19 protein-coding genes and 4 tRNA genes are annotated in these 22,489 nt (G+C 55.2%); 11 read left to right on the forward strand and 12 right to left on the reverse strand.

Annotated features, from left to right (window positions below; genetic code table 11):
• The first annotated feature begins 15 nt into the window (after positions 1-15).
• Entirely contained in the window at positions 16-1,119 is a 1,104-nt protein-coding gene (gene thiO, locus Q6A51_RS19575; protein ID WP_304575517.1) for a glycine oxidase ThiO, read from the forward strand.
• Between the two features lie 34 nt (positions 1,120-1,153).
• Here the strand turns inward: thiO and Q6A51_RS19580 are convergent, their stop codons facing one another.
• From Q6A51_RS19580 to Q6A51_RS19595, 4 genes are all read right to left on the reverse strand, one after another.
• On the reverse strand, positions 1,154-2,494 hold the full coding sequence (locus tag Q6A51_RS19580) for a sigma-54-dependent transcriptional regulator (RefSeq protein WP_304575518.1): 1,341 nt from the start codon (positions 2,492-2,494) through the stop codon (positions 1,154-1,156).
• A gap of 2 nt (positions 2,495-2,496) precedes the next feature.
• Positions 2,497-4,089 carry a sensor histidine kinase gene (locus Q6A51_RS19585; protein ID WP_201018736.1) on the reverse strand — a complete coding sequence of 531 codons (1,593 nt, stop codon included), beginning with the start codon at positions 4,087-4,089 and terminating at the stop codon, positions 2,497-2,499.
• The gene (locus Q6A51_RS19590) at positions 4,079-4,318 is read right to left on the reverse strand and encodes a PP0621 family protein (protein ID WP_268939647.1); all 240 of its coding nucleotides are present in this window, start codon (positions 4,316-4,318) and stop codon (positions 4,079-4,081) included. Before Q6A51_RS19590 ends, Q6A51_RS19585 begins: the two co-directional genes overlap by 11 nt.
• 184 nt (positions 4,319-4,502) lie before the next feature.
• The gene (locus Q6A51_RS19595) at positions 4,503-5,525 is read right to left on the reverse strand and encodes an outer membrane protein assembly factor BamD (protein ID WP_201006320.1); all 1,023 of its coding nucleotides are present in this window, start codon (positions 5,523-5,525) and stop codon (positions 4,503-4,505) included.
• A 151-nt stretch (positions 5,526-5,676) separates the two neighbouring features.
• Between Q6A51_RS19595 and rluD the strand changes: the two genes are divergently transcribed.
• From rluD to Q6A51_RS19635, 8 genes are all read left to right on the forward strand, one after another.
• Positions 5,677-6,639 carry a 23S rRNA pseudouridine(1911/1915/1917) synthase RluD gene (gene rluD, locus Q6A51_RS19600; protein WP_201018738.1) on the forward strand — a complete coding sequence of 321 codons (963 nt, stop codon included), beginning with the start codon at positions 5,677-5,679 and terminating at the stop codon, positions 6,637-6,639.
• A complete protein-coding gene (gene pgeF, locus Q6A51_RS19605; RefSeq protein ID WP_201018739.1) occupies positions 6,636-7,364 on the forward strand; it encodes a peptidoglycan editing factor PgeF in 729 nt (242 codons plus the stop codon). Before rluD ends, pgeF begins: the two co-directional genes overlap by 4 nt.
• Positions 7,365-7,534: 170 nt before the next feature.
• Positions 7,535-10,099 carry an ATP-dependent chaperone ClpB gene (gene clpB / locus Q6A51_RS19610; RefSeq protein ID WP_201018740.1) on the forward strand — a complete coding sequence of 855 codons (2,565 nt, stop codon included), beginning with the start codon at positions 7,535-7,537 and terminating at the stop codon, positions 10,097-10,099.
• A gap of 297 nt (positions 10,100-10,396) precedes the next feature.
• A tRNA-Asn gene (locus Q6A51_RS19615) sits at positions 10,397-10,472 on the forward strand.
• Between the two features lie 29 nt (positions 10,473-10,501).
• A tRNA-Pro gene (locus tag Q6A51_RS19620) sits at positions 10,502-10,578 on the forward strand.
• A gap of 6 nt (positions 10,579-10,584) precedes the next feature.
• A tRNA-Lys gene (locus Q6A51_RS19625) sits at positions 10,585-10,660 on the forward strand.
• Positions 10,661-10,756: 96 nt separating this feature from the next.
• Positions 10,757-10,833, forward strand: a tRNA-Pro gene (locus tag Q6A51_RS19630).
• A gap of 187 nt (positions 10,834-11,020) precedes the next feature.
• Complete coding sequence (locus Q6A51_RS19635) at positions 11,021-11,920, forward strand: DMT family transporter (RefSeq protein WP_201018741.1); 900 nt, start codon at positions 11,021-11,023, stop codon at positions 11,918-11,920.
• Between the two features lie 468 nt (positions 11,921-12,388).
• Here Q6A51_RS19635 and Q6A51_RS19640 read toward each other — a convergent pair whose 3' ends face one another.
• Positions 12,389-13,294, reverse strand: a complete 906-nt coding sequence (locus Q6A51_RS19640) for a DMT family transporter (RefSeq protein WP_201018742.1) — start codon at positions 13,292-13,294, stop codon at positions 12,389-12,391.
• A gap of 176 nt (positions 13,295-13,470) precedes the next feature.
• Here Q6A51_RS19640 and Q6A51_RS19645 point away from each other — a divergent pair, with 176 nt between their 5' ends.
• Positions 13,471-14,361, forward strand: coding sequence for a 2OG-Fe dioxygenase family protein (locus Q6A51_RS19645; RefSeq protein ID WP_095067756.1), 891 nt, complete (start codon positions 13,471-13,473; stop codon positions 14,359-14,361).
• An 87-nt stretch (positions 14,362-14,448) separates the two neighbouring features.
• Here Q6A51_RS19645 and Q6A51_RS19650 read toward each other — a convergent pair whose 3' ends face one another.
• The 5 genes from Q6A51_RS19650 to Q6A51_RS19670 form a co-directional block, all read right to left on the reverse strand.
• Positions 14,449-15,783, reverse strand: coding sequence for an LLM class flavin-dependent oxidoreductase (locus Q6A51_RS19650; RefSeq protein ID WP_304575519.1), 1,335 nt, complete (start codon positions 15,781-15,783; stop codon positions 14,449-14,451).
• A gap of 22 nt (positions 15,784-15,805) precedes the next feature.
• On the reverse strand, positions 15,806-16,579 hold the full coding sequence (locus Q6A51_RS19655) for an ABC transporter permease subunit (RefSeq protein WP_304575520.1): 774 nt from the start codon (positions 16,577-16,579) through the stop codon (positions 15,806-15,808).
• The gene (locus tag Q6A51_RS19660; RefSeq protein WP_201018745.1) at positions 16,576-17,196 is read right to left on the reverse strand and encodes an amino acid ABC transporter permease; all 621 of its coding nucleotides are present in this window, start codon (positions 17,194-17,196) and stop codon (positions 16,576-16,578) included. Before Q6A51_RS19660 ends, Q6A51_RS19655 begins: the two co-directional genes overlap by 4 nt.
• Positions 17,193-18,014, reverse strand: coding sequence for a substrate-binding periplasmic protein (locus tag Q6A51_RS19665; RefSeq protein ID WP_201018746.1), 822 nt, complete (start codon positions 18,012-18,014; stop codon positions 17,193-17,195). The genes Q6A51_RS19660 and Q6A51_RS19665 overlap by 4 nt, the downstream gene beginning before the upstream one ends.
• A gap of 120 nt (positions 18,015-18,134) precedes the next feature.
• The gene (locus tag Q6A51_RS19670; protein WP_304575521.1) at positions 18,135-18,863 is read right to left on the reverse strand and encodes an amino acid ABC transporter ATP-binding protein; all 729 of its coding nucleotides are present in this window, start codon (positions 18,861-18,863) and stop codon (positions 18,135-18,137) included.
• Positions 18,864-19,159: 296 nt separating this feature from the next.
• Here Q6A51_RS19670 and Q6A51_RS19675 point away from each other — a divergent pair, with 296 nt between their 5' ends.
• Positions 19,160-20,875, forward strand: coding sequence for a sigma 54-interacting transcriptional regulator (locus Q6A51_RS19675; protein WP_304575522.1), 1,716 nt, complete (start codon positions 19,160-19,162; stop codon positions 20,873-20,875).
• A 50-nt stretch (positions 20,876-20,925) separates the two neighbouring features.
• Here the strand turns inward: Q6A51_RS19675 and Q6A51_RS19680 are convergent, their stop codons facing one another.
• Positions 20,926-22,224 carry an NAD(P)/FAD-dependent oxidoreductase gene (locus Q6A51_RS19680; protein WP_201018749.1) on the reverse strand — a complete coding sequence of 433 codons (1,299 nt, stop codon included), beginning with the start codon at positions 22,222-22,224 and terminating at the stop codon, positions 20,926-20,928.
• Positions 22,225-22,290: 66 nt separating this feature from the next.
• A complete protein-coding gene (locus Q6A51_RS19685; protein ID WP_201006294.1) occupies positions 22,291-22,464 on the reverse strand; it encodes a DUF3094 family protein in 174 nt (57 codons plus the stop codon).
• Between the last annotated feature and the right edge of the window lie 25 nt (positions 22,465-22,489).

The following is a 22,489-nucleotide window of genomic DNA, read 5'->3' on the forward strand; positions in this document are numbered from 1 at the left end:
TGCCTAGAGACCAAAATGCACAAGCAACATGTAGTGATCGTCGGTGGTGGTGTTATCGGGTTGTTGACTGCCTTCAACCTTGCCGCCGAGGTGGCCAGTGTCGTGTTGCTTGATCGCTCCGGCGTCGGTCAGGAGTCTTCATGGGCGGGCGGCGGGATCGTGTCGCCACTCTATCCATGGCGCTACAGCCCGGCAGTTACGGCCCTCTCGCATTGGTCCCAGAACTTTTACCCGCATCTGGCCGAGCGCCTTTTTGCCCAGACAGGCGTTGACCCTGAAGTTCACAAGACCGGTTTGTACTGGCTGGATCTGGACGATGAACAGCAAGCGCTGGAGTGGGCGGCCCGCGAGCAGCGACCATTGAGCAGTGTCGATGTGTCGGCCGTTCACGATGCTGTGCCGGCGCTGGGGCAAGGCTACTCACGTGCGATTTATATGGCTGATGTGGCCAATGTGCGTAATCCGCGATTGGTGAAGTCCCTCAAGGCGGCGTTACTGGCGCTGCCCAATGTCGAGATTCGTGAGCAATGCGAGGTCAAGGGATTCGTTCGCGAGGGCAACGCCATTCGGGGTGTCTGCACGGAAACGGGCGATATTCCGGCTGATCGGGTCGTGTTGGCAGCGGGGGCCTGGAGCGGCGAATTGCTCAAGACCCTGGGCCTGGAATTGCCTGTCGAGCCGGTCAAAGGCCAGATGATTCTCTACAAGTGTGCGTCCGACTTTCTGTCCAGCATGGTGCTGGCCAAGGGGCGTTACGCGATCCCGCGTCGTGACGGTCATATCTTGATCGGCAGTACGCTGGAGCATGAAGGCTTCGACAAGACGCCGACCACTTCGGCGCTGGAAAGCCTCAAGGCTTCGGCCATCGAATTGATTCCCGAACTGGCAAACGCCGAACCTGTCGCCCAATGGGCAGGGTTGCGCCCCGGCTCGCCCGAAGGCATTCCCTTTATCGGCCCGCTGGACGGCTTCGATGGGCTTTGGCTGAATTGCGGGCATTACCGTAATGGTCTGGTGCTGGCACCTGCGTCCTGCCAGTTGCTGACTGATCTGCTGGTGGGGCGTGAGCCGATCATCGATCCGGCTCCGTATGCGTCGGCGGGGCGTTTTCGTGAATGAACGGAGCGCCGCCCGATTCGCTCCCGCACTTCACTTAATCCAGCCCCAGCTTCTTCAACCGGTAACGCATCGACCTGAATGACAGGCTCAGGCGCTGCGCTGCCGCGGTCCGGTTCCAGCGGGTTTCTTCCAGGGCCTGCAGGATCAGTTTGCGTTCGATGCTTTCCAGGTAATCTTCCAGATTGTCGATGTCGGCCAGATTGGGGCCATCGTGCTCCTGAGGTGTGCCGGATTCAGCAAGACGAAGGTCGCTGGCGTGAATCTCATCGTTTTCGCAGAGCGTATAGGCGCGCTCCAGCATGTTCTCAAGCTCGCGAACGTTGCCGGGGAAGCGATAGCTTTTCAGGGTTTCCAGTGCCTGCGGGTGGAGGCGCGCTGCCGCCTGACCGCAGTTGGTGGCCAAGCGTTGTAAAACGCTGCCGACCAGTTGATCGATATCTTCGCGCCGTTCACGCAAGGGCGGCACTCGCAATTCGATGACGTTCAGGCGGTAATACAAATCCTGCCGGAAGCGCCCGGCAGTAACCTCGGCACTCAAGTCTTTGTGGGTGGCACATAGAATGCGCACATCCACCACTTGCTCCTGCTGACCGCCGACGCTGCGTATGGACTTTTCCTGTATGGCACGCAGCAGTTTGACCTGCATGGCCAGCGGCAAGTCAGCCACCTCATCAAGAAACAGCGTGCCGTTATTGGCTGCCTGGAACAGGCCCGGCTTGTCTTCATGAGCGCCGGTAAAACTGCCTTTGCGATGGCCGAAGAACTCGCTTTCCATCAACTCTGACGGGATTGCGCCGCAGTTGACCGGCACGAAGGGTTTATCGATGCGTGGCCCCTGCTCATGGATCAAGCGGGCGACCAGTTCCTTGCCGCTACCCGATTCGCCACTGATATAGATCGGAGCCTGGCTGCGCGCCAGTTTGTCGATTTGCTTGCGAAGGGCGCGCATCGGTGGTGAGTTGCCCAGCAAACGGCTGTCGATGCTGCGTTCCGTTTGAGTGCCGGGGTGCAGTCGCAAGGCGCTGCTGACCAGTTCGCGAAGCCGGGTCAGATCTACCGGCTTGGTCAGAAAGTCGAAGGCACCTGCCTTGAGTGCGTGGATGGCCATATCCAGGCTGCCATGGGCGGTGATCATCGCCACAGGCGTTTGTGGGTAAACCTGCTGAATATGCTGCACCAGTTCCAGGCCATTACCGTCAGGCAAGCGCATGTCGGTCAGGCACATGTCGAAGGGTTCGCGAGCCAGCCAGTTTCTGGCCTCGGTTACATTGCGGGCGCTACGGGTGTCGAGTTTCATCCGGCCGAGCGTGATCTCCAGGAGTTCACGAATGTCCGGCTCATCATCGACTATCAGGATCTTTTGCCGTTGGGTCATGCTCAGCTCAACTTGAACGGGTGAGCGAAAGTGATGCGCAGACAACTACCGCCCTCATGGCGAAGGGTGTAATCCAGATGTGCCTGGTTGCTTTCGCACAGCTCGCGGGAAAGGTAGAGGCCAAGGCCCGTACCTTTGCTTTCTGTGGTGAAAAAGGGCTCGAAGAGTTTGGCCAGATGCTGTTCGGACACCCCAGGCCCGTCATCAAGGACTTCCAGGGTAGGCAAGTCGTTTTCCGGGTTGTGAAACAGCTTCAGCCAGACCTGCGCTGTCTCATGATTCATGCCGCTGTAGCGTAAGCCATTCTGCAGCAAGTTGGTCAGCACCTGATTCAGTTGCTCCGGGTCCATGCGCGTGGTGAGCATGCCCTGGCCTATTTCGGTGTGGACCAACTGGTTGGCAGGCGCAGAGCTGCGAAAATCTGCTACGAAATTCTCCAGCCAGGCTCTCAGGTCCAGCAGCTCGGGTTCGGTTTCGCGGCGTCTGGACAGTTGCAGGACGTTCTCGATCACTACATTGATGCGTCGCGATTGGTCGTGAATGATCTGCCCGAGCCGCCGATCCGGTCCTGACAGCTCCTCCGACTCATTGAGCAATTGCGCGGCATGGCTGACGGCGCCCAGCGGATTGCGGATCTCATGAGCGATGCCGGCCGTCAGGCGGCCCAGTGCGGCAAGCTTCAACTGCTGGGCCTGATGGGCAACCTGTGAGAGATCTTCCAGAAAAATCAGCGTCTGGCGCTGGTCACCCCGATTGAGTGCGGCGAAGCTCGGTTGCAGGATCGGACCGATGGCGGAGGTCGAGATGCTGCGTGGCGCCATGATCGGATTGATCAGCCATTGCCTGAGGCGATCAACCAGTTGTGGCGAATACTGGTCGATGACCTGACCGACCAGTTGCTCGTGGCCCAGCAGGCTCAATGCACCCTGATTGGCCAGCAGGACCTGTCGTCGCGAGTCGAGCACCAGAATGCCGGTGCGCATGCGTTGCAGGATCAGGGCATTGAGTTCTTCGAGGTTGTCGACATCGGCGGCGCGCTGTTCTGCCAGTACTTCGCTCACCTGCATACGGGCGGTCAGCGCCTGTACCAGCATGGCGGCGGCAAAACACAAGGCGCCCAGTGTGCTGGCCTGCAGATAGTCGTTCGAGGCCAGCGGGCTGATGAAGCTGATGTAGAAGGTCAGGTAAATGATGCCGATGGCAGAGACAGCGGCGATCAGCAGACCGAGGCGACCGCGCAACAGGACATTACTGATGGCGACCGAGGCAATCAGCAGGTTGCCAATGCCGCTGGAAGTACCACCCGCGGCATAGAACAGCCCTGACAGCATCACCGCATCGGTCACTGCCAGGCTGAAGAGCTGGACTTTATGGCTGGGGCGTTCAAGCAGCACCACAACCAGAATGTTGAACACCAGGTACAGCCAGCAGCCAGCCCGAAACAGATTCAGGTTGGCCAGTTGCAACAGTTCGGTGTCCAGATCGCTGGAGATCAATAGCACCAGCACGATGCCGATGGTCAGTCGATACAGGTGATACAGCCGCAGAATCCGTTGCGCTTGGGGGCTGCCGAGTGAAAGCGTCTCAGCGGTCACGAGTCGCTGGGCCTTCTAGCCTGTGCGACTCGCTGCAATACCATTGTTGTTCCTGGCTCAATGCACGATCACGAGGAAGATGAACGCCACAATGGGCGCAACGTACCATGGGCGATGCCGCAGTTTCTGGCGGTTCTTCACGTTTTTTGGGGGCAGGAGGGTTGAGCAGGCGCTTGACGAACCACACCACTGCCGCGATCAACGCGACCCACATAATTATGCGAATCATGACTACCAGCTTAATGATTGAATAGCCCGCAGTGTAGCCAAGGCGCAGGCGGGAATGAAGTAGGAGTGAATTTATTCGCGAAGAGGCCGTCATCGCGGATAAGCGGAGCGCCGCCCGATCCGCTCCCGCAAATGTGTGGCACAAAAAAAGAGGCCCGCAGGCCTCTTTCTTGTGATCACCGGTCTCAGTCGAACAGACCCAGTGTCATGTAGCTGAACCAGGAGCGGCTTTTGTTGCCTTTGGCTTCTTCAGCTTCCTTGGCCTGCTCATCCAGCTCTGCCTGGTTTTCCGGCAGCAATTCTTTCGGGATGGCGTCCTTGGCATCCTGATACTGCTTCTGGATGTCCTGGTTGGCGCGGGTTTCGCCCGGTGGCAAAGGCGCGCTGCCATTGATCAGGCCCAGAGTCGCTTTCGACAGCCACGTGCGGTTGTCGGCTTCGGCCTGGCGAGGTGTGAACTGGCCGTCAGCCAGTTGCGGGTGGTTCGGGTAGTTGGCTTTCAGGACTTCGAGGCTGGTAGCTGCCAGATCGTCGAGGTGCAGGCGCTGATAGGACTCGACCATCACTGCAAGGCCATCACCGACCGAAGGTGTTTCCTGGAAGTTTTCCACAACGTAGCGGCCACGGTTGGCGGCGGCGACATAGGCCTGACGTGTCAGGTAGTAGTCGGCTACGTGAATTTCGTATGCCGCCAGCAGGTTGCGCAGGTAAATCATGCGCTGCTTGGCGTCAGGCGAATAACGGCTGTTCGGGTAGCGGCTGGTCAGTTGAGCGAACTCGTTGAACGAGTCGCGTGCAGCACCCGGGTCACGTTTGGTCTGGTCCAGTGGCAGGAAGCGCGCCAGCAGGCCGACGTCCTGGTCGAAGGAGGTCAGGCCTTTCATGTAGTACGCATAGTCGACGTTAGGGTGTTGCGGGTGCAGGCGAATGAAGCGTTCGGCAGCGGACTTGGCGGCCTCAGGTTCACTGTTCTTGTAGTTCGAGTAAATCAGTTCAAGCTGTGCCTGATCGGCATAGCGACCGAACGGATAGCGTGATTCCAGAGCCTTGAGCTTCTCGGTGGCGCTGTTGTAGCTGTTGTTGTCCAGGTCGGCCTGCGCCTGCTGGTACAGCTCGACCTCACTGAGGTTCTCGTCGATGACTTCCTTCGACGAACAGGCCGCAGTCAGTGCGAGGATGGCGATCAGCAGCAGGTGTTTCACTTGCATGGCGGCTTGCGTCCCTATAACGGCCTGCTGTCTTGGGCGGGGCCGTCCTGTTATGATGAGCGCCCCGCAAGACCCGCGGGGCAAAAGACGCCGTATTTAACCACAAGCGCGCTGCCGAAACCAAAGGCTAGCCGCGCCTTCTAGTCTGGCCATGTCCGAAAATATAGAACTTCGCGCAGAGGTGCCGTCCGAATTGGGCGGTCAACGCCTCGATCAAGTCGCCGCACAATTATTCGCAGAGCACTCGCGCTCGCGCCTTTCCGCCTGGATCAAGGACGGCCGTCTGACTGTGGACGGCGGTGTCCTGCGCCCGCGTGACATCGTTCACGGTGGCTCTGTCCTGCAACTGATTGCCGAGCAGGAAGCTCAGGGCGAGTGGGTTGCTCAGGATATCGAGCTGGATATCGTCTACGAAGACGACCAGATCCTGGTGATCAACAAACCCGCCGGCCTGGTGGTGCATCCTGCCGCCGGTCATGCCGACGGCACCTTGCTCAATGCCTTGCTGCATCACGTCCCGGACATCATCAACGTGCCGCGCGCCGGTATCGTGCATCGTCTGGACAAGGACACCACGGGCCTGATGGTGGTCGCCAAGACCATTCAGGCCCAGACTCAACTGGTGACGCAACTGCAAAACCGCAGTGTCAGCCGCATCTATGAATGCATCGTCATCGGTGTCGTCACCGCTGGCGGCAAGATCGATGCGCCGATCGGGCGTCATGGTCAGCAGCGTCAGCGCATGGCGGTAATGGAAGGCGGCAAGCAGGCGGTCAGTCATTACCGCGTGCTCGAACGTTTCCGCTCCCACACTCACGTGCGGGTCAAGCTGGAAACCGGTCGCACTCACCAGATCCGCGTACACATGGCGCACATCAACTATCCGTTGGTGGGCGATCCGGCTTATGGCGGTCGTTTCCGTATCCCGCCAGCAGCCAGCCAGACCATGGTCGAGTCGTTGAAGACTTTCCCGCGTCAGGCGCTGCATGCCCGTTTCCTGGAGCTGGATCACCCGGTCTCCGGCCAGCGCATGAGCTGGGAGTCGCCACTGCCTGACGATTTCGTCTGGCTGCTGTCGTTGCTCAAGCAGGACCGCGAGGCATTCATCGGGTGAGTGACTGGCTGATTCCAGACTGGCCTGCGCCTGCGCACGTCAGATCCTGCATCACCACCCGCTCGGGCGGAGCCAGCCAGGCTCCGTTCGACAGCTTCAATCTGGGCGATCACGTCAGTGACAACCCGCAAGCAGTCGCCAGTAATCGCCAATACCTGTCATCGCAACTGAATGTGCAGCCTGCCTGGTTGCGTCAGGTACACGGTGTTGTTGTGGCGCATGCCGATCCTTCCTCGGTGGCCGAGGCCGATGCAAGCTGGACCGACACGCCCGGCGTGGCTTGCACCATCATGACCGCCGATTGCCTGCCCGCTCTGTTCTGTCGTCGCGATGGCACCCGAGTCGCTGCTGCACATGCCGGCTGGCGTGGCCTTGCGGCAGGTGTGCTTGAGGCGACTGCCAGCAGTTTGCAGGTTGCACCTGAGGAGATCATGGTCTGGCTTGGTCCAGCCATCGGGCAGCCTTCCTTCGAGGTTGGTCCAGAGGTTCGGGAAACCTTCATGGCAACCCATCCTGAAACGGCCGATGCCTTTATCCCAAGCGCCAATGCCGGGCGTTTCATGGCCGATATCTACGCCCTTGCACGTTTACGGCTGGCCGCCTATGGTGTTTTATCAGTCCATGGTGGCGGACTGGATACGTTCACTGACTCACGTTTCTTTTCTTACCGCCGTAGTGCCACCACTGGCCGTTTTGCCTCGCTGATCTGGATAGATCAAGCCTGATTGCAGGCCTCCTGGTGCAGCCCGTTATGGCTGGCTTGCGCGTCGGGCTGATGTGCATCAATCAAGTCGAGCTTGAAACCCGCAGAATCGTCCACATCTAACTGACTATCCAGCAGGTTTTCGTTATAGGTGTGTTCATTGCTCCGGCCTGCTTTGAAGGAAGGTGACTAATGCGTATCGATAGATTGACCAGCAAGTTGCAATTGGCTTTATCAGACTCCCAATCGCTGGCCGTGGGCCTGGATCATCCAGCCATCGAGCCTGCGCACTTGATGCAGGCTTTGCTCGAACAGCAAGGCGGCTCCATCAAGCCTTTATTGCTGCAAGTGGGCTTTGACATCAACAGCCTGCGCAAAGAGTTGAGCAAAGAGCTCGACCATCTGCCGAAAATCCAGAACCCTACCGGCGACGTCAACATGTCCCAGGATCTGGCGCGCCTGCTCAATCAGGCTGATCGTCTGGCGCAACAGAAGGGCGACCAGTTCATTTCCAGCGAGCTGGTGCTGCTTGCCGCCATGGACGAGAACAGCAAGCTGGGCAAGTTGCTGCTCGGTCAGGGCGTGAGCAAGAAGGCGCTTGAGAATGCCATCAATAACCTGCGTGGCGGTGGCGCGGTCAATGACCCCAATGTTGAAGAGTCGCGTCAGGCTCTGGACAAGTACACCGTCGACCTGACCAAGCGCGCCGAAGAGGGCAAGCTTGATCCGGTGATCGGGCGGGACGATGAGATTCGCCGGACCATTCAGGTCCTGCAACGGCGGACCAAGAACAACCCGGTGCTGATCGGCGAACCCGGCGTGGGCAAGACCGCCATCGCCGAAGGTCTGGCGCAGCGCATCATTAATGGCGAGGTTCCGGACGGCCTTAAAGGCAAGCGTCTGCTATCGCTGGACATGGGCGCATTGATTGCCGGTGCCAAATACCGTGGTGAGTTCGAGGAGCGCCTGAAGTCGCTGCTCAATGAGCTGAGTAAACAGGAAGGCCAGATCATCCTGTTCATCGACGAACTGCATACCATGGTCGGTGCCGGTAAAGGTGAAGGCTCTATGGATGCGGGCAATATGCTCAAGCCGGCTCTGGCTCGTGGCGAGCTGCATTGCGTCGGCGCGACCACGCTCAACGAGTATCGCCAATATATAGAGAAGGACGCTGCCCTTGAGCGCCGCTTCCAGAAAGTGCTGGTGGAAGAACCTAGCGAAGAAGACACCATCGCCATCCTGCGTGGTTTGAAAGAGCGCTACGAGGTTCACCATAAAGTCGGTATTACCGACGGTGCGATTATTGCGGCCGCCAAACTGAGCCATCGCTACATCACGGATCGCCAGTTGCCGGACAAGGCCATCGACCTGATCGACGAAGCGGCCAGCCGCATTCGCATGGAAATCGATTCCAAACCAGAAGTGCTCGACCGTCTTGAGCGTCGTCTGATCCAGTTGAAGGTCGAATCTCAGGCCCTCAAGAAGGAAAAGGACGAGGCGGCAATCAAGCGTCTGGAAAAGCTGCAACTCGATATCGAGCGTATGGAACGTGAGTACGCCGATCTTGAAGAGGTCTGGGCTTCGGAAAAGGCTGAAGTGACCGGTTCGGCGCAGATCCAGCAGAAAATCGAGCAGTCGCGCCAGGAACTGGAAGCGGCCCGTCGTCGCGGTGATCTGAACCGCATGGCTGAATTGCAGTACGGCATCATTCCGGATCTGGAGCGCAGCCTGCAGATGGTCGATCAGCACGGCAAGCCGGAAAACCAGTTACTGCGCAGCCGGGTGACCGAAGAGGAAATTGCTGAAGTCGTCTCCAAGTGGACAGGCATTCCAGTGTCGAAAATGCTCGAAGGCGAGCGTGAGAAGCTGTTGAAAATGGAAAGCCTGCTGCACAAGCGTGTGATAGGCCAGAGTGAAGCCGTAGTGGCTGTGGCCAGCGCCGTGCGTCGTTCCCGTGCCGGGTTGTCCGATCCTAATCGCCCGAGCGGCTCCTTCATGTTCCTGGGCCCGACTGGTGTCGGTAAGACCGAGCTGTGCAAGGCGCTGGCTGAGTTTCTGTTCGATACCGAAGAGGCCATGGTGCGGATCGATATGTCCGAGTTCATGGAGAAACACTCCGTCGCTCGCCTGATCGGTGCGCCACCGGGCTATGTCGGCTATGAAGAGGGCGGTTATCTGACCGAGGCTGTTCGTCGCAAGCCTTATTCGGTGATCCTGCTCGATGAGGTCGAGAAGGCGCACGCAGACGTTTTCAACATTCTGCTGCAAGTGCTGGAGGATGGGCGCCTGACGGATAGCCATGGTCGCACGGTGGATTTCCGCAATACCGTGATTGTCATGACCTCCAACCTCGGGTCTGCACAGATCCAGGAGCTGGTAGGTGATCGTGAAGCTCAGCGTGCTGCGGTGATGGATGCGGTCAGTACACATTTCCGGCCGGAGTTCATCAACCGGATCGACGAAGTGGTGATCTTCGAGCCGTTGGCGCGGGATCAGATCGCGGGCATTACCGAGATTCAGCTGGGACGTCTGCGCAGCCGTCTTGCAGAGCGCGAGCTTTCCCTGACATTGAGCCCGGAAGCCCTCGACAAGCTGATCGCCATTGGTTACGACCCAGTGTATGGCGCACGGCCTCTCAAGCGTGCGATACAACGCTGGATCGAAAACCCGTTGGCCCAGTTGATCCTGTCGGGCAGCTTCGTGCCAGGCTCCAGCATCACCGGCAAGGTGGTGGATGGCGAGATCGTTTTTGGCTGATTGCTTCTTTATATAGCCGTACGGAAGGGCTCTCCTGGTGAGGGCCCTTTTTTATAGGGGCGGCTGGCGGTGCAGGAATCGGGTTTGCAGGGAGTGCGCAGGCGATCTGAAAAAAAATCGCAAATCATTGTCTTAAAAGCAATTTAGAGGGTTGACAGGTGTTTTTGAAAATGTAGAATAGCGCGCCTCAGAGACGTGAACGCAACGTTGCAAACGAAGCGAAAAGGTCGAAGAGGTTGAATTAACGAGTTAACAGCGAGTTGATTCAATGCAGTAAGTTGAATCTGAAATTGAAGTTCCGCGATAGCTCAGTTGGTAGAGCAAGTGACTGTTAATCACTGGGTCCCTGGTTCGAGTCCAGGTCGTGGAGCCAGATTTCACCAGATTCAAGGTTGTTTCAGTCGGGGTATAGCGCAGTCCGGTAGCGCGCCTGCTTTGGGAGCAGGATGTCAGGAGTTCGAATCCCCTTACCCCGACCATAATTTGGGTCGTTAGCTCAGTTGGTAGAGCAGTTGGCTTTTAACCAATTGGTCGTAGGTTCGAATCCCACACGACCCACCATTTTTGGTTTCAAAGTCATCTTTGAAGCCGAATCTTAAAGATCTGATGCCATTAGCATAAGATCGCAGGCAGCTTGTTGAGGTGTCTTGATTTCAACGGGGTATAGCGCAGTCCGGTAGCGCGCCTGCTTTGGGAGCAGGATGTCAGGAGTTCGAATCCCCTTACCCCGACCATATATCAGCACAACAGCAGAGAGTAAAATCGCTGCTTTTGATGCGACTGAAAATGCCTGGTTCCAGCATGACTGCTGAAACCGGGCATTTTTCTTTTGTGCGCTATAAAATCCAGCGCATTGTGCAAGGAAGCATGCCGCCGTTTCATCGATGACGCGGCTTCTCCATTTCCAGGTAAGGAATGTCCATGAGTGCCAGCTTATTTAAACGCCCAGAGTTTTATGCCCTGATTGCCGCGATTCTGAACGGTACTATCGGAGCCTTGACCCGTGTGGGCTTTGCAAACGGTTCAACGTCCAATCAGATTGCGTTCTGGAAGTGTTTCGGAGCCTTTCTTGTCATTGCCCTCTATTGCGCTATCACTCAGGAGCGCAGGCGCGAAACTCTGGCACTGGCCAGCAAGTGGCCTCAATTCGCTGTGCTCGCCTTCCTGGGAATATTCTGCCTCTACTTTTTCGAGACCTGGGCCTTTCAGGAAGCGTCCATCCCGTTGGTGGCATTTCTGCTTTATGCCGCTGGAGGCATGACCATCATCCTGTCTGCCTTGTTCCTCGGTGAGCGAATCGGGTTCAACAAAGTCGTCGCTTTTGCAGCCATCCTCGCGGGCGTCTACCTGATTCTGAGCTACGAAGGAGAGATCAGCGGCAGCTACCTTGGGGTCACTCTCGCGCTGCTGGCCGGGTTGGGTTATGCCTTGTTCATCTTCACTTCCAAACTGATGAACATGGGGAGTGGATTGCCACAACTGGCCTGGCTCTTTGGTTTCGGCAGTCTTTATCTGTCGGTGCCTTTGCTCAGAGAGGGCTTTGTATTCCCAAGCGGTATTTCGCTACTGGCAATCGCGGCCTTGGTATTGCTGCCCACTATTGGCGGCTTCTATTTCACGACCAAAGCTGTGCATCAGGGAGAGGCGAGCAAGGTCCAGATCATCGAAACCAGTGATCCTCTTTTTGCCACCTTGTTTGCATTTTCCTTCTTTGGCGAGTCTCTGGGGTTTGCCGGGACCATTGGTGCGCTGTGTATTATGGCCGGTTTGATCTTCGCCATGAAAAAGAACACACCTCCTGCTGTGCTCACCGCACAATAAACAGTTTCGCGAATGAATTCGCTCCTACACGGCGGTCATGCTGCGTTTAAAACGGCGTAGGAGCGAATTCATTCGCGAAGAGTCCGGTCCCGGATAAAAGCTATCCGAAGTGCTCTTATAAAAAGAAGTTATAAGGTTATTTGTGTGGAAAGTAAACTCTGAAAAATCACACCTCAGTGTAATGTTTCTTTACAGAACCACGTGTCAGTCGAAGTATATTCCAGGCTGGAATAAACATGTTGAAAAATGGTAGTTGCCAAATATTAGCCCGTGATTATTATCTACTCTAAATTTTCACAAGAAATAAACCACTCCTGACGACACAATCAAATGGAGTTAAAACTCACCATTTTCAATGGAGGTCCAAAAGATCTGGAGTTTCTCACGGGGCCACAAGTCTGGGTGAGGGTTGCGATAATTCCTCAGCGGTTTCGCTGAGGAATTATCGGCAAACAGAAGTGATTAGAGCTATTGGGTAACAGGGGGAGCAATTTTTACCCTGCAAAACCAGACGCCCAGTAATGAAAGGATAAACCCGGCAATCTGTATCGGCACGAGCTTATCTCCAAAAAAGGCCCAAGCCTCTAATGCCGCCAAAGGCGGAGCGAGTAGTAACAGGGATGTTGTCTTGGTCATGTCCCCGTTTCTGATCAGCCAGACCAGGGACAGCGTTCCCAATCCTGATAAGACCAATACGGCCCAGGCAAGAGAAAATATAAAGTTTGCATTGACGATCAGGTGTGACTCGTCAAGGAGCAGGATAAATATCAGTGCAGCAACCGATGAAAACAGGTTCTGTATGGCCATGGAGGGCAGAAGTTCAGACTTTCCAAGTGAAGTCTTTTGCAGGATGGTGCCAAACGTTATCGAGAAAACGGAAAGTATGGCAATCAGCAAGACTGAAAACGAGTAATCAATGTGGCTGCCTGTTTGAAATGACGGGGAAAGGACAAGGGTTACGCCGGAAAGTCCAATGAAGATGCCCAGCGCTTGAAGGGGCGCGATTCTTCCCTTCAGAAAGGCTATCGAAATCACGACCGTCAGCAGCGGTTGCAGGGCACCCAGCAGAGCCATCAGGGCGGCGGGCAATCCTTTTGAAATGGCCCAGTAGCTTCCGCCCAGATAAAGACCGTTAATGAGCAGGCCCGCGAATATGTGCTTGTGCCACTCATTAAGTGGAGGCCATATTTTTTTCAGCAAGGCCGCTGCGAAAGTGAACAGTAAAAAGGAAAGAAAAAAACGACTGGCAAGAAAGATGTTGGGAGACGCGGAGCCAACGATCATTCTTCCAACGATAAAGCCGGTGGACCACAGCACAACGAACAGGCAGGAAATAAGCAGGACGGCATTATTGTGAAACCTTGCTTTTAACATGTTCTTCCCTGAAGACATAAAGTGATAAAGGATTTTGAGTTTGGTTTTCGGGATTGTCAATGGTGTAGGAGGGGTGAAGCATATTAAGTAAGTGGTCCACGTATCCTCGTGGCCAAACGTCTCAGTGATATCAAACTCATCAGTGCATGGCAGCAATCATTTAAATGAGGTTTAAAATGGGTAGTTTTAATCTGGTCAGTTTTTTGTCTGAAGTAAAATCCGCGTATGTCAGGGAAAGCTTCATTTCTCTGGACGGGGATGATGTAACGAGAATCGTAAAAGGCTTGGGGGCCACGGACGAGGATCTTGAAGCGCTCAAGAGTGTCAGCGATAACCTGCCTCCTGATCCAACCCTGCCTTTTCGCGAATCAAGGAACGGGCGTTTTGAGCTGGACTTCGCCAACTCAAAGATCAACAGGATAGAGTTTCAACCTTTTGTTCTTTCTGCCCAGGAAGACTTTGTTCGCCATGACTCGGGGAAAGTCAGAGAGTTCAGGGGGATTGGTGACGATCTGCAATTGAACCGTGCGTTTCAAGCGCTGCTGCTTTTCAAGGCCTACTTGATCAAGGACACTTCTATAAGCCCGCGGCCAAGCCTTGATTATGATTCCACCAGCCTGGTGTCCACGGTTTTCAACTTGAGAACCATCACGACACCTGAATTGCTCGGAGAGCCTGCCCTGGAGGGAGTGCATGCCGATGGGGTCGACCATACGATGACAACTCTGTTGGGCAAAGAGAATATTACGGATAACAGTGCGATCACGTTTATCCATGACAACAGAGAAAAGAATGGCACCCGCTGGAATGAAGCCAACCCCGAATATCGTCTGGGGCAGGCACAGCACAAAAAGTTTCTGGATACATTGCTGATCGTCGATCATGAACGCAAACACAGTCTCTCGCCTGTTCATGCCTCCGTGAGTGATTCACGAGCCACGCGGGACATGCTGATTTTCTTTACGCGGCATCCGACCAAGAAAGGGCATATTTCAAATCCCTACGACTCTTTCAATCCGCATAAAGAAATTCCGCTGTCTATCAATTACCCAGAGTTCATTGTGTAAGTCTCGGGTCAAAAAATCTGACCCAATCCTTTTAGCCCCACCTGCCTTGAGATGGGGCTTTGCTTTGCCGGGCATTTGCCCCCGGCTTCACGCCGGCAAGTCGATATCGGGCAACTCCAGGTGCGAGCGCAGCGTATTGCCCGTGTAAGCGGTGCGGTAAGCATTACGTCGTTGCAGTTCAGGTATGACCAGGTCGACGAAGTCCTGCATGCCTCCCAGCAGATGTGGCCACATGACCGCATAGCCATCCACGATCCCCGCATCGAACCAGTCCAGCAATTGGTCGGCTACCTGCTGTGGATTACCCACCACTACAAGATGACCTGCCGCGCTGGCGACGCGCTCGATGACCTGCCTGAGCGTCATCTGCTCACGTTTCGCCATGTCCCGAAGTAATTCATATCGGCTTTTAATACCGGGAACGGCCGCGGGATCGAGTTCTGGAAACGGGCCGTCCAGCGGCCAGTCAGACAGGTCGACACCAATGAGTTCAAATAACAGGGCTCTACCCACCTCGGGTTCCAGCAAACGCCCCAGCTCGGCCTGTTTCTCACGGGCCTGCTCTTCGGTCTCACCGACAATAACCAGAACACCCAGCAGCAGGCGTACCCCTTCGGCCGATCGCCCGTGGAGCTGCGCCAGCCGACGGATATCCGAGCCGATTCGTTGCGCGTCCTCGCGAGTCTGAGCTGCAAAGAACACGGCATCGGCAGTCTGGGCAGCAAAGCTTCTGCCGACATTGGAAGCGCCAGCCTGGAACAGCACGGGATGGCCTTGAGGTGAGCGAGGTACGTTAAGCGGGCCTTCAACCTTATAGAACCGGCCTTCATGGCCGACGGGATTCACCCGTGCCGGATCGGCAAACCGTGCGTTCTCCTTGTCGCCGAGAATGGCATCATCCTTCCAGCTGTCCCAAAGCTTTCGTACCACGGCGACAAACTCTTCAGCGCGTGCGTACCGCTCGTCATGGGGCGGCAGGCTTGTCCCGAAGTTGCGCGACTCCGCTTCACTGGCAGTCGTCACGATATTCCAGCCGACGCGCCCGCCGCTGAGATGATCCAGCCAGGCGAAGGTGCGGGCAACATTGAAGGGCTGCGTGTGTGCTGTCGATACCGTGCCCACCAGACCAATATGCTCCGTTACACCGGCAATCAGTGCGAGCGTGCTGATAGGTTCCGCCCGAAAGGGAATGCCCTTGGCAATGTTTTTAAAGCCGTCTTTATCCCGGTCCTGTGCGACGGCCAGAATGTCCGGGAAAAAGATCAGGTCGAAAAGACCTCGCTCGGCCAGTCGGGCGAAGTCTTTGTAGTAGGCGGCGCTGAGCACCTGGGCAGTGTCGGCTTTCGGATGACGCCAGGAGGCAATGTGGTTACCCCCAAGAGCGCCGAATGCAGCCAGGTGCAGTTGGCGTTGAGTGGTCATGGTCTACTCCTTGTATGAGGTTTCAACTAACGGCAACTTTGGCGCTCTGGTTCTCGTGCTCCAGGGTTGAATTGCCGGAAATGCGTGCGGATATCCGGTTGATGACCCACTGCAGAACATCGCTCATGACATAGTAAAAACCGGCAATAAGTGCGTAGCACTGCCAAGGCGCAACCACCCGGTTATTCACCAGTACGGTTGTTCTGAAGAAGTCGGTAATTCCGAGTGGATAAAGCAGTGTGGACAGCTTGAAAACCACAATGGAGATCGCGCCCAGCGCCGGGACGCAGGAGATAAGCGCCTGGGGCAATATGATGCGAAGCAATGTTGTTCTGCGTGACAGGCCGGTGATTTCAGCGGCTTCGATCTGTAGCTGTTCGACTCCCGCGATTGCACTGCGCAGGGCTTCGCAATAATAGCTTCCCCCGATCACGGTCAGTGCCACGACTGCGGCCGTTGCGGGTGTCACTCTGAACGGTAATACCTCCGGTGATACCAGATAGGCTGCGCTGATAATGAAGAGCGGCGGCACGGCTTGAGTGGCTACAACAATGAAGCCCCCGATAAAACCCGCAAGGCCTCCGGCAAGCCGCAGACTTGCCAATAATCCACCGAAGAGCAAACCCAGTACTACGCCTGCCAGGGAATAGATGGCTGTCGTATAAAGACCCTCCAGAAAAAACTGCCAGGACGAAGCCAGTTCTTTCCAGATCGGATCGAGCAGAGCCCATACACCAAAAAGAGCCAGGATGATCAGCAATCGGTATCTGCCAATAATGGACAGGACGGTTTTCATATCCTGCTCCGTAATCTTTTTTCCATGAAATAGCCGGCGGCCATTATCGGGAGTGTCAGCACTGCATAGGAGGCCGCTGCGGCGAGGAAACCGCGCAAGTATTCAAAGGTTTGAGACTGCAATGTTTCCGATGCGCCGGTGAGTTCTACAACACCAATGAGCGAGACTATCGAGGTGTTTTTAATGATTTCTGCGGTTTGCAGTACCAGCGAGGGAGCGACCAGACGCAAGGCTTCCGGTAGCCGGATTGAAAAAGCGGTTCTCGACCATGACAAACCTGAACTCAGAGCAGCGTCTTCATACTCGGTGGGAACGGCTCTCAGCCCTCCCGACAGGATTTCGGCGCAATACCCGACTTGATGCAGTACAAGCGCAATGACTCCGCATATCAGTGGATTGAGTTGCAGAAGATAAAAGCACACGAAAAGTTTGACGATCAAAGGGACTTTCATCGCGAGGTCTACATATCCCCGGGCCCATGCAGACCTGGCATGCAGTGCCAGAGCGACAGGCGCACTGAGGATTGCAGTAATGCCCAGGCTTATGACGGCCAAAAGCAGAGTCGTGGTAAAAGCCGAGGCGAACAGAGTGCTCGCCTCATCCCAGAACGATATCAATTCTCGATACCTGGCTGCAGTCTGTATTGAGACCAGAGGGTGAATTCAGGTTTGTAGCCAAAATGCTTTTCGTACAGTTCGGCAAACTCGCCACGGGCCCAGATCTTCTGAATGGTATGGTTCAGATAATTACGCCAGAGTGAATCGTTCTGTCGCACGATGATTGCCTGTGGATCGGTAAAGAATGCTTCGCCAATCTTCAGGCTGTCGCCATAACGTTTGGCGTAGGCCTTGGCTGAAAAACTGTTGAGCAGCACGGCATCTGTCTGATTGGAGCGCAGGGCTTCAACGGCATCGCTGTAGTTGTCAAAGAACGTCACCTGGCCGGTTGGCACAAGGTCTTTGAAGAGTTGAGCCGCGTAATTGTTCTTGGACGTGGAAACACGTTTGGGTGGCGTGTAGGTCTTGATATCGCCACTGTCACCGGCCCGAACCAGCGGCACTACATAGTCCCAGTTATAAACGATGGTGAAATCCAGTACCTGCTCACGTTTTACAGTGGGTGTGGTCGACCCGAACATCGCATCGATGTCGCCGTTCTTGATGGCGGGAATCTGAACGGCTCCGGAGATGGGTTTGAACTCGACACTCACATTCAGCTCTTTAGCCACGGCACGGGCAAGATCCGGTGCGAAACCGACGCTCTGACCATCCGCGCCGATCTGCGCCATGGGCGGGGCGCTGGGGTCTACGCCGATAACGAGCTTTGAGCGCTGTTTGACCTGATCCAGTATCGATACCGGTTCGGCTGCGACGGCTGGCAGAGAAAGACAAGAGGAGATGGCCAGAATCCCTGCCCATAACAAGTTTGTTTTCATAGGCATACCCCATATAAGTATCCAGTAGGTTGTTTCGGAATACAGTCATTCTCACTGGCCGCTATCGGTAGAGGTCAGTGTGTTGTAACGGTATGGCGGAGAGTTTTTATTAATACGTTATTAGCGATGTAGGATACTTTCGATAAACCGAGCGGCCCGATCCGTTTGCGGGCTTCTGAAAAAGTCCTCGGCAGGTTGTGTTTCGAGGTTTTTGCCCTGGTCGAAAAAGGCCACTTCATGAGCGACTTCCCGGGCAAAGGCAAGCTCATGGGTTGCCACGGCCATCGTTGTCCCGCCGCGGGCCAGACCGCGCATGACTTCAAGCACTTCATGGACAAGTTCCGGGTCCAGAGCAGAAGTGGGCTCATCCAGCAGCAGTACATCCGGCTCAAGCGCCAGCGCGCGGGCTATGGATGCGCGCTGAGCCTGGCCACCGGACAACGTAGCGGGCCAGGCCGTGCTTTTGTCGGTAAGGCGAACTTTGCAAAGGGCTTCATAAGCCTTCTCTTGCGCGTCCTGATGAGACAGTTGCCTGACTTTACGCAAGGCCAGCGTGATGTTTTCCATCACCCGCATATTGGGATAAAGCGCCGGGCGCTGGAAAACAAAGCCAATACGGCCACGTACTTCAGGTTTGCGCAAGGCTTCACGGTTGATGGGAGTATCGCCAAGAAGAACCGAGCCACGAGTGGACGGCTCAAGTCCGCTCAAGATCCGCAGTAAAGTACTTTTTCCACAGCCACTGGGGCCGCAAAGTGCCAGAACCTTTCCTTTTTCAAGTGAAATGGAGACGCCGTCCAATACCATTTTCTCTCCAAAAAATTTATATAATTCTTTGGCTTCTAGCATGAAATAACTCCACGGTGGGAAACGAGATATCCCTTGATACTGCCGGGTAAGTTCAGCGTATGGAGATTCCACAATATGCTCGGTAAACTATCAGTCGTTTTAATGCTTTGCAAATAACAAAAGATTCTATTCTTAGAGAATGGGGTAAGGGCGTTTTTTGAATTGTTGTAAAAAAACTTTACATTTATGTGGGGGTGGTCATATCTTCGCAGTGCTTGAGCGGTAAAGGATTAACCGAATTTGAGCGGGCCTGCAGGCTGGTGTGATTTTATGGTAGAAAGAGAGCGATAATCTACATGGCAGGCTATGAAGTGGGCATCAATGGAATGAGGGCATCGCGCCACGGCGAGCCTTGTGATTTTGATTATGAGTTGAACCTGGTGTGGGATGTGTTGGTTCCTGTTGTTGGCGAGTACAGTTTCTCGCTCGCCATTTATGATCATAACAGTAGTGTTGTTGCGTCTCGTGGCCTGGTTTATATTCCGAGTGTGCTGCCTCAAGACCTGAAAGAGCGCTCAGGGGTATTACCCTCAGACAAGAGTCATGCGCATTTGCTGTACTGGAAGATATTGCCCGATCAAGTCGATATGTTTTTTGTCGTTTCCATCAAGAAAGACGGCAGGGCGCAAGTCGATGAAAATATCCTGTCGGTGGTCGGCCGTATCGGTGTTCACTTCTTTGGGCAAAATATTCTGCTCAACAAGTTTTCAATCTTTCTCAGGCAGTCCATCCGCGAGCGAGATGCTGTGAGCGGGCTGATTGAAGACGGCTTGCTCGTCCTCGATCAGTCAGGTTTTCTCAAATACATAAATGACGCCGGGAAGAAGATTCTCAAGATAGACGATGCGAAACGCCAGTTTCGCGACCTTCTCGGGTTTGAGCCTGTCATTGGTGATGTCTTCAAGCAGAAGCGTGGTTATGTAAACAAGAAGGTTGTCATTCTGCGGGGTGAAGACGAGATTCCGCTGGTGGATACCGCCATACCCATTGCAGATGATGACGGCAGAATTGTTTCCGTTGTAAATATATTCAGAAGGTTTTCTACAGCGCCCACGCTTCCCGATCCAGGTCTGAGGAGGGAGTCAGGCATCGGGTTCGATACATTGGTGGGAGCGTCCACGCTCTTTCTGAGCGCACTGGATATTGCGAAGCACTATGCCGGGTTGAGCGAAGTCGTGTTGATCTCTGGGGAGCCGGGCACCGGAAAGAGCACCTTTGCACAAGCGATTCATGGTGTGGATGAAAGCACCCAAAAAGGTATGCTGGTCATCGACTGCCCTGGGTTGTCTGTTTCGGATTTCAAGGAAAAGGTCCTGTCGTATGTCATCGCGGATGATCAAACCGGCAGGTGGGAATTTCATCCCGATATTCTTCAGGATGCCTATAACCGAACCTTGTTTATTGATGGCGTGGATGTGCTTCCCGTATCAACACAGTTGTACCTTGTTCAAGCCCTGAAAGCATATGGAAAAACATCCGGGCTCAAGATTGTCATGGCCACAACCGATGCGATGGACGTGGTACTTCACGAGCAGAGGCTGCATCCAAAACTGCTCGGGATATTGAGTCGTCATAATCTTGAGCTGCCACCTTTGCGCAAAAGGCCAAAAGATGTGGAGCTGTATGCGAGCTTTTTCTGGAATGAGGAAAGTACGCAGGGTAAAAGATCAGCTATTCCCGCTCGTCTTTGCAAACTTCTGAAAAAACAGGACTGGAAAGAAAACATTTCACAGTTGAAGCGGGTGGTTCGGAAACTTGTCAATGCTCCCCGGCGCTTCAGGTCCGAGGAAGAGTATATTAATGAAGTCAATGAGCTTGTCAGGCAGTCTGCTGTTTCCCATCAGGCGATACGCCCTGACTTTGATCAGCCCTTGATGCACGATGCCGAAAAACAAGCCATTTTTCTTGCACTGCAAGCCATGAACTTCAACGTCTCCAAAGCCGCTCTGGCGCTGGGAATAAGTCGCCCGACACTGTATTCGAAAATGAAAAAGTACGAAATAAGCGCCTGAACCTCCAGGCGCCTATTTAAACTTTACAGCTTACAGCTTACAGCTTACGCTTAGTGCAACTTCATCCTTGGCTCGGTCCCTTTACCAATCTTGCTCCCGAGCATCAACATCAAGGTACGGAAAGTGCCATATAGCGCCATCTGGTGCATGCGGTACAACGAGATATAGAACATCCGCGCCAGCCAGCCTTCAAGCATCACGCTGCCCATCAGATTCCCCATCAGGTTACCCACAGCCGAGAAGCTCGACAGGGAGATCAGGGAGCCGTAATCCTTGTAGGTGTATTCCGGCAGTTCCTTGCCCTCGATCCGCAGACGCAGCGATTTGACCAGCAACGACGCCTGTTGATGAGCGGCCTGGGCGCGGGGTGGAACGTTGCGGTCGGTGCCTTTTTGCGGACAGGCAGCGCAGTCGCCAAAGGCAAAGATGTTTTCATCTCGCGTGGTTTGCAGAGTCGGCAGCACTTGCAACTGGTTGATGCGATTGCTTTCCAGCCCGTCGAGTTCATGCAGGAAAGCCGGTGCCCGAATGCCCGCTGCCCACACCTTCAAGACCGCCGGAATGACCTGGCCGCTGGCCGTGATCAGGCCTTCGGCAGTCACTTCGCTGACTGATGCATTGGTCAGAACCGTAACGCCCAGCTTCTCCAGGGTTTTATGTACCGGCGCACCAATGCGCTCAGGCAAGGCGGGCAGCACCCGTGGGCCGGCTTCGATCACTGTGATTCGCAGGTTTTCCGGTTTGATCTGGCCCAGTCCGTAAGACGCCAGCTCATGGGCGGCGTTGTGCAGTTCTGCCGCCAGTTCCACACCGGTTGCGCCAGCGCCGACGATGGCCACGGTGATTTCCTGAGCGCTGTCGGCTTGTCCTGCGTGAGCGCGCAGGTAGTGGTTGAGCAGTTGCTGGTGGAAGCGTTCTGCCTGTTTGCGACTGTCCAGGAACAGGCAGTGCTCGGCTGCGCCCTTGGTGCCGAAATCATTGGTGGTACTGCCCACGGCCAGCACCAGCGAGTCGTAACCCAGGCTGCGTGCCGGAACCAGTTCTGCGCCGTTCTCGTCCAGCGTGGCGGCCAGGTGAATCTGGCGGCTTTCACGATCCAGCCCGGTCATGCGCCCGAGTTGAAACTGGAAGTTGTTCCACTTGGCCTGCGCCACGTAGTTCAGCTCATCCTCATAAGAGTTGAGCGAACCGGCGGCAACCTCGTGCAACAGGGGTTTCCAGATGTGAGTCAGATTGGCGTCTACCAGCGTCACGCTGGCTGTGCCTTTCTTGCCCAGGGTTTTACCCAGGCGGGTCGCCAGTTCCAGACCGCCAGCGCCGCCGCCAACGATGACAATACGATGAGTCATAAGGATTACTCGGAAGGTTTAAGGAATTCGGGGGTGAGAGCTCGATCTTCGCGAGCGCCAGGCTGCTCATAGCGTCAGATAGCTCAGTAAACGGCTCAACAGACCCAGACCGATGACCACGGCAAGCACCAGAACAAGGAGCAGCCATGGCCGAAAAGGCCTGCGCTCGACTTGATGCTGGGGGGCGTTGAGGTAGTGTTGGACACGTCTTTGGTCGTCCGGGTTCAGACGGCTGCTCATTTTTGCCTCTCGCAGACGTTGCCTG

Source organism: Pseudomonas serbiensis (assembly GCF_030580745.1).
GTDB lineage: Bacteria > Pseudomonadota > Gammaproteobacteria > Pseudomonadales > Pseudomonadaceae > Aquipseudomonas > Aquipseudomonas serbiensis.